Raw genomic sequence first — 6524 nt, forward strand, 5'->3', positions numbered from 1 at the left:
CGGGGTATCAACATATCTGGCGTTGATTTTTGGCACGCTGTTGAGTTCTCAAGGAACGGTCGCTTCCTTTGTACTCACCCTCTCGGGCTTTCCTCCGGGCGCTTCCCTTCGGTCTTGCGTTTCCGACTCTATCAGATCTTTTCTCGATCCGATTCCCGGCCGGCGGGGTGTCTCGGGCTTTTCGGCTTTCGCCGTCCGCCCTTTCGACATTCACTACGTTAGCCGATTCCCGCGGGAACTCATAATCGAGTCTCGCGAGTTCGAATTCGGACGCACGAGTGCGCCGCAAACGACCCCGCTGAGGGGCTCGAGCTAGGTAGTGGGTTGGCCGCTCCGGCTGCAGGCGATCGCCGTACCCGGTTCAGCGGCTCGGGCCACATTACGCACCTCGGCGGGCCGCGTCAACTTCCGCGGCGCCTCGGTACGTGGGCGCGATAGGGGCTCACCGTCGGATCGCCGGCGATCCAGAAGCGCCAGGGGTGGAGGTCGCCGTCGCCTCCGTCGCCGGCGACACCGGTGCGGGGACCGTTGCGTACCTGGTCGGAGGGGACCGGTGTCCCCGTGAGCATCTTCAGGGGGGCCTCTCCGGAAGCGCACGCGTCGGCGCCGTCCAGGGTCCGGTCGACCTCAAGGGCCGTGGCCAGGCGGGCCGGTCCCTTGGCCAGTTCCTTGTCGTTCCGGGCCGAAACGCGTCGCTTGCGGGCCAGCTCGGCGCCCTCCACCACTTCGCCCGCGCGGAGCAGGATCCCGCTGGCCCGGCCCTCGGGTCCGCAGACCAGGTTCATGCAGTGCCACATGCCGTAGGTGAAGTAGACGTACACGTGTCCGGGAGGGCCGAACATCACGGCGTTGCGAGCGGTGGGGCCGCGGTAGGCGTGCGAGCCGGGGTCGTTCGGGCCGTCGTACGCCTCCACCTCCGTGAGGCGGAGGGCGATCGGGCCGTCGGGGGTCGTCCGGACCAGGACGCGGCCGAGGAGATCGGGGGCGACCTCCAGTACCGGGCGGTCGAAGAAGGCTCGGGGCAGTGGCGTACGGTCCGGGGGCGCGATCATGCCCTCCGAGGGTAGTCCAGACGGGGCAGCGCGCCGACGGAACCGGGCGCGGACGGATCGCGTTTGTACGGGTCGAGGGTCCATTCGTAAAGGGAGAGTCATGCCGTTCAAGAAGCTGCTCGCGAGTCTGGGGGCCGGCGGGGCGTCGGTCGAGACGGTGCTGACCGAGGTCAATGTCGTACCCGGTGGTGTCGTCCAGGGCGAGGTGCGGATCCAGGGCGGGTCGGTGAACCAGGCCATCGAGGGGCTGTCCGTCGGTCTGCAGGCCAAGGTCGAGGTCGAGAGCGGCGACCAGGAGTACAAGCAGGACATCGAGTTCACCAAGGTCCGGCTCGGCGGTGCCTTCGAGTTGCAGGCGGGTGCCGTGCACGCGGTGCCGTTCGGGCTGGAGATCCCCTGGGAGACGCCGGTCACGATGATCGACGGACAGGCGCTGCGGGGGATGAACATCGGTGTGACCACCGAGCTGGCGATCGCGCGGGCCGTGGACTCCGGCGATCTGGACCCGATCAACGTGCACCCGCTGCCGGCGCAGAAGGCGATCCTGGACGCCTTCATCCAGCTGGGCTTCCGTTTCAAGAGCGCCGACATGGAGCGCGGCCACATCCGTGGCACGCGGCAGAGGCTGCCGTTCTACCAGGAGATCGAGTTCTTCCCGCCGTCGCAGTACCGGGGGCTGAACCAGGTCGAGCTGAGCTTCGTCGCCGACGAGCACGCGATGGACGTCGTGCTGGAGATGGACAAGAAGGCGGGCCTGTTCAGCGAGGGCTCGGACACCTTCAGGTCCTTCCAGGTGGGTCTGAACGACTGGCACGGGACCGACTGGGCGGCTTACCTCAACCAGTGGCTGTCCGAGGTCGGCAGCAAGCGCAACTGGTTCTAGGCTCGGGAACCGCTGGTTCCAGATCATCGATCAGGAGGTACCGAGGTGACCGAGCTCAAGCGGCGGCCGCTCCCCCATGACTTCCATCCGCCCGTGCCGTCGTTCACGGTGACGAGCGAGGACATCGAGGGGGGTGCGGCGCTCAAGAGCGCCCAGGTCCACGCGGAGGGCAACACGTCGCCGCATCTGCGCTGGGAGGGCTTCCCGCCCGAGACCAAGAGTTTCGCCGTGACCTGCTACGACCCCGACGCGCCGACCGGCAGCGGGTTCTGGCACTGGGTCCTGTTCGACATCCCGGCCTCCGTGACGGAGCTGCCGGCGGGTGCGGGCAGCGGCAAGTTCGAGGGCTTGCCCGCGGGCGCCGTGCACGTGCGCAACGACTACGGCACGAAGGACTTCGGGGGTGCCGCGCCGCCGCCCGGGGACGGCCCGCACCGGTACGTCTTCACGGTGTACGCGGTGGACCAGGAGAAGCTGGGGCCGGACGCGGACGTCTCCCCGGCCGTCGTCGGTTTCAACCTGCGGTTCCACGCGATCGCGCGTGCCCACCTCATCGGTGAGTACGAGAACCCCGCGCAGGGCTGACGTCACCGCAAGGATTCAGCCAAGGGTTCATTGAACGTTTGCCCGCCTCCGGTCTTGGAAGTGATCGGAGGCGGGCATTTTTATTGCGTTGTCCATCTCGGCGTGCCCGTCCAGAGTTGATCCGAGCCCGCCGGGGGGTGGGCAGGTGCACACGGGAGGTGGGCTGGATGCGTGACACGCTGGTGCTGAACGCGAGTTTCGAGCCGCTGTCGACGGTGACGCTGAACCGTGCGGTCGTCCTGGTGCTCCAGGACAAGGCCGTCGTCGAGCAGGCCCATCCCGAGCTGCGGATGCGGGGTGCCGATGTCGACATACCGGCGCCTCGGGTGATCCGGTTGTGCCGGTACGTCCGGGTGCCGTTCCGAAGACAAGCTCCATGGTCACGGCGGGGGGTGCTGGTCAGGGACCGGCACCGGTGCGCGTACTGCGGGCGGCGGGCGACGACCGTGGACCATGTGGTGCCGCGGTCTCAGGGCGGGCAGGACGCGTGGCTGAATACGGTCGCCGCGTGTGCGGAGGACAACCACCGGAAGGCGAACCGGACTCCGGAGGAGGCCGGGATGACGCTGCTCCGGGAGCCGTTCGAGCCGACGCCGGCGGATGCGATGCTCCTGGCTCTGGGCGCCGAGGACTTCGATGCGCTTCCCGAGTGGCTCGCCCGGGATGCGGCCTAGGCGTCTGCCGGGTCCTGTCGGTCGGCGGCCGCGGATGGTCTGTCGCTTCTCACGCAGCTCCCCGCGCCCCTGAGAGGACGCGGGGAGCTCGGCGCTTGCCGTGGGTCAGTCGATGCTCGGCTTCTCCCGGCGCTCCGTACCGCCCGTGTTGCCGCCGCCCGACGAGCCGTTGCCCGAACCTCCGCCCAGGGGGCCGAAGTTGCCCATCGCTCCGGAGAGGCCCTTGAGGGCGTCGCCGATTTCGCTGGGGACGATCCAGAGCTTGTTCGCGTCGCCCTCGGCGATCTTGGGAAGCATCTGGAGGTACTGGTAGGACAGCAGCTTCTGGTCCGGGTCGCCGGCGTGGATGGCCTCGAAGACCGTGCGGACGGCCTGGGCCTCGCCCTCGGCGCGCAGGGCCGCCGCCTTGGCCTCGCCCTCTGCGCGCAGGATCTGCGACTGCTTCTCGCCCTCGGCGGTGAGGATGGCGGCCTGGCGCGTGCCTTCCGCGGTGAGGATGGCGGCGCGCTTGTCACGGTCGGCGCGCATCTGCTTCTCCATCGAGTCCTGGATGGAGGTCGGGGGTTCGATGGCCTTCAGTTCCACGCGGTTGACGCGGATGCCCCACTTCCCGGTGGCCTCGTCCAGGACGCCGCGCAGGGCCGCGTTGATCTCCTCGCGGGAGGTCAGGGTCCGTTCCAGGTCCATGCCGCCGATGATGTTGCGCAGGGTGGTGACGGTGAGCTGCTCGATCGCCTGGATGTAGCTGGCGACCTCGTAGGTGGCGGCCCGGGCGTCGGTGACCTGGTAGTAGATGACCGTGTCGATGTTCACGACCAGGTTGTCCTGGGTGATCACCGGCTGCGGCGGGAACGGGACGACCTGTTCGCGCAGGTCGATGCGGTTGCGGATGGTGTCGATGAACGGGACCACGATGTTGAGGCCCGCGTTCAGCGTCCGCGTGTAACGGCCGAAGCGCTCGACGATGGCCGCGCTGGCCTGTGGGATGACTTGGATCGTCTTGATCAGGGCGATGAAGACCAACACCACCAGAATGATCAGGACGATGATGACCGGTTCCATCGTCGTTCCCCGTACCCTTCTCCGCCTCGGCGCTTTCGGCAGATCTCATGACTGTTGAAGATCTTGCTGTCGAGTCTGACAGACCGTCGCGCAACTCGTGAGTCGTTCTCGGTGAGTTGGCCCTCAGATGACGATCGCGGTGGCCCCTTCGATGTCCACGACGTCCACCTCCTGGCCCACTTCGTAGGCGCGGCCGGTGTCGAGGGCGCGGGCCGACCAGACCTCCCCGGCGAGTTTGATGCGGCCGCCGCCGGACGCGTCGACCCGTTCCAGGACGACGGCCTGCCTGCCCTTCAACGCCTCGACGCCGGTGGCGAGGTGGGGACTGCGCCGGCCGTGCCGGGCGGCGATGGGCCGCACGACGGCGATGAGGGCGACGGAGACGACGACGAACGTCAGGACCTGGATGACCGCGCCGAAGCCGAGGGCGGAGACGACCGCGGCCGCCACGGCTCCCACCGCGAGCATGCCGAACTCCGGCAACGCGGTGACCACGAGCGGGATTCCGAGCGCCGCCGCGCCGATGAGCCACCACACCCATGCGTCGATGTCGTTCACATGGTCATGGTAGGGCCGCGCTCGGGCGGCGGACAGGGCGCGCGGGGGAGAGCAGAGGGGGTCAGGACAGGGGCAGGCCCTGGGCGGTCCAGCGGTCGCCGACCTGCTCCACGACGAGCGGGAGGCCGAAGCAGAGGGAGAGGTTGCGGGAGCTGAGTTCGAGCTCGATCGGGCCGGCGGCGAGCACCTTGCCCTGGCGGATCATGAGGACGTGGGTGAAGCCGGGGGCGATCTCCTCGACGTGGTGCGTGACCATGATCATCGAGGGGGCGATGGGGTCGCGGGCGAGCCGGCCGAGGCGGCGTACCAGGTCCTCGCGGCCGCCGAGGTCGAGACCGGCGGCGGGTTCGTCCAGCAGGAGCAGTTCGGGGTCGGTCATCAGGGCGCGGGCGATCAGGGTGCGCTTGCGCTCGCCCTCGGAGAGGGTGCCGAACTTCCGGTCCAGGTAGTCGCTCATGCCGAGGCGGTCGAGGAAGGCGCGGGCGCGCCGCTCGTCGACCTCGTCGTACTCCTCCTGCCAGTGGGCGGTCATGCCGTAGGCGGCCGTCAGGACGGTCTCCAGCACGGTCTGGCGCCTGGGGAGCTTGTCGGCCATGGCCATGCCGGCCATGCCGATGCGGGGGCGCAGTTCGAAGACGTCGGTGCCGGGCTTGCCGAGGGTCTCGCCGAGGATGGTGGCGGTGCCCTTGCTGGGGTAGAGGTAGCTGGAGGCGACGTTCAGGAGGGTGGTCTTGCCGGCACCGTTGGGACCGAGGATGACCCAGCGCTCGCCCTCCTTCACCGACCAGGAGACCTGGTCCACCAGAGCCTGGCCCTCACGGACCACGGATACGTCCTGAAGCTCCAGAACATCGCTCATGAGCGCGTTGTCTCCCCTTGCAGTGTGGCCGGTCTCGGCTGTCGCGTACGCCTGTGGCTCGGGTCCGCCGCGCCGGTGGGCGCAGCCCTTATGAAATCTACGCCACGAGTGCCCCGCTCCATTCCATCGGTCCGGTCCTTAGGGTGGGGGCATGCTCTCGGAACCGCGTTCAGGACGCCTTGCCGCTTGGGGCAATGCCCTTTTGGCTGGACTTGTCTCTCCGGATGACGCCGTACTCGCCGTCGTGGGCGAGGACGCCGTGCACCGGGTGGAGGGGCTGCCCGGTGAGTCCGCGCCGGTCGGGCTGACCCTCGCTCTGGGGCGGCTGCGCACGCTGGGGGTGACCGGACTGCGGGTGGCGCTGCCCGCGCCGGGGCACCCGCTGGGGCTGAGCGGCCCGCCGGAGTTCAACGCGCGGGCGCTGGACGCCGAGGAGGCGGTGGTCTGTCACGGCGCCGCGTTCGGGCTGGTGCCCGAGGTGTACGAGGCCGGGCCCGACGGTGATGTACATGCCGAGGTGGTCTGGCACGTGCTGCCGGTGCGGGAGGCGCCGCCCGCCGACGTGCCGTCGCTGGGCGAGGCCGAGCGGGAGCTGGCGGAGGCGCTGCGGGAGGCGACCGAGGTGCTGTCGAAGCTGGACGTCGCCGGGTCGGGGCCGGTGGCGGAGGCGGCGATCGACGCGTACCGGGCGCGGGCCGAGCGGGGCCGGGAGGTGCTGGCGCCGGGGTACCCGTCGCGTGCGGTACGGGTGCTGGAGCTGGCGCAGCGGGTGGGGCTGCTGGTGTCGCTGGCCTACGGCAACGGCCACGGGGGCGCGGTGAGCGCCTCGGAGATGGCGGCCCGGGGTGCGG

7 protein-coding genes and 1 pseudogene are annotated in these 6524 nt (G+C 69.4%); 4 read left to right on the plus strand and 4 right to left on the minus strand.

Annotated elements, in window-relative coordinates; all coding sequences use genetic code 11:
• Positions 1 to 401 precede the first annotated feature (401 nt).
• Complete coding sequence (locus ACZ5DC_RS21325) at positions 402 to 1052, minus strand: DNA-3-methyladenine glycosylase (RefSeq protein ID WP_468654903.1); 651 nt, start codon at positions 1050 to 1052, stop codon at positions 402 to 404.
• A gap of 100 nt (positions 1053 to 1152) precedes the next feature.
• Here ACZ5DC_RS21325 and ACZ5DC_RS21330 point away from each other — a divergent pair, with 100 nt between their 5' ends.
• From ACZ5DC_RS21330 to ACZ5DC_RS21340, 3 genes are all read left to right on the plus strand, one after another.
• Positions 1153 to 1935, plus strand: a complete 783-nt coding sequence (locus tag ACZ5DC_RS21330; RefSeq protein ID WP_468654905.1) for a sporulation protein — start codon at positions 1153 to 1155, stop codon at positions 1933 to 1935.
• A gap of 45 nt (positions 1936 to 1980) precedes the next feature.
• Positions 1981 to 2520 carry a YbhB/YbcL family Raf kinase inhibitor-like protein gene (locus tag ACZ5DC_RS21335; protein ID WP_468654907.1) on the plus strand — a complete coding sequence of 180 codons (540 nt, stop codon included), beginning with the start codon at positions 1981 to 1983 and terminating at the stop codon, positions 2518 to 2520.
• 167 nt (positions 2521 to 2687) lie between these two features.
• A complete protein-coding gene (locus tag ACZ5DC_RS21340; protein WP_366753773.1) occupies positions 2688 to 3194 on the plus strand; it encodes an HNH endonuclease in 507 nt (168 codons plus the stop codon).
• 105 nt (positions 3195 to 3299) lie between these two features.
• On the opposite strand, the gene ACZ5DC_RS21345 is transcribed toward ACZ5DC_RS21340, so the two are convergent.
• The 3 genes from ACZ5DC_RS21345 to ACZ5DC_RS21355 all read right to left on the minus strand — a co-directional run bounded on the left by ACZ5DC_RS21345 (position 3300) and on the right by ACZ5DC_RS21355 (position 5673).
• Complete coding sequence (locus tag ACZ5DC_RS21345) at positions 3300 to 4256, minus strand: SPFH domain-containing protein (RefSeq protein WP_468654909.1); 957 nt, start codon at positions 4254 to 4256, stop codon at positions 3300 to 3302.
• Positions 4257 to 4379: 123 nt separating this feature from the next.
• Entirely contained in the window at positions 4380 to 4814 is a 435-nt protein-coding gene (locus tag ACZ5DC_RS21350) for an NfeD family protein (protein ID WP_468654911.1), read from the minus strand.
• 61 nt (positions 4815 to 4875) lie between these two features.
• Positions 4876 to 5673, minus strand: a complete 798-nt coding sequence (locus ACZ5DC_RS21355; RefSeq protein WP_468654913.1) for an ABC transporter ATP-binding protein — start codon at positions 5671 to 5673, stop codon at positions 4876 to 4878.
• A 151-nt stretch (positions 5674 to 5824) separates the two neighbouring features.
• Between ACZ5DC_RS21355 and ACZ5DC_RS21360 the strand changes: the two are divergent.
• Positions 5825 to 6524, plus strand: a pseudogene (locus tag ACZ5DC_RS21360) (hypothetical protein); the annotation flags it as partial.

Source organism: Streptomyces sp. NPDC031445 (genome assembly GCF_055581365.1).

Excerpts from the sequence above, each read along its gene's own strand:
- ACZ5DC_RS21325 (WP_468654903.1), bottom strand. The coding sequence starts at position 1,052 with ATGATCGCGCCCCCGGACCGTACGCCACTGCCCCGAGCCTTCTTCGAC.
- ACZ5DC_RS21330 (WP_468654905.1), top strand. The coding sequence starts at position 1,153 with ATGCCGTTCAAGAAGCTGCTCGCGAGTCTGGGGGCCGGCGGGGCGTCG.
- ACZ5DC_RS21340 (WP_366753773.1), top strand. The coding sequence starts at position 2,688 with ATGCGTGACACGCTGGTGCTGAACGCGAGTTTCGAGCCGCTGTCGACG.
- ACZ5DC_RS21345 (WP_468654909.1), bottom strand. The coding sequence starts at position 4,256 with ATGGAACCGGTCATCATCGTCCTGATCATTCTGGTGGTGTTGGTCTTC.
- ACZ5DC_RS21355 (WP_468654913.1), bottom strand. The coding sequence starts at position 5,673 with ATGAGCGATGTTCTGGAGCTTCAGGACGTATCCGTGGTCCGTGAGGGC.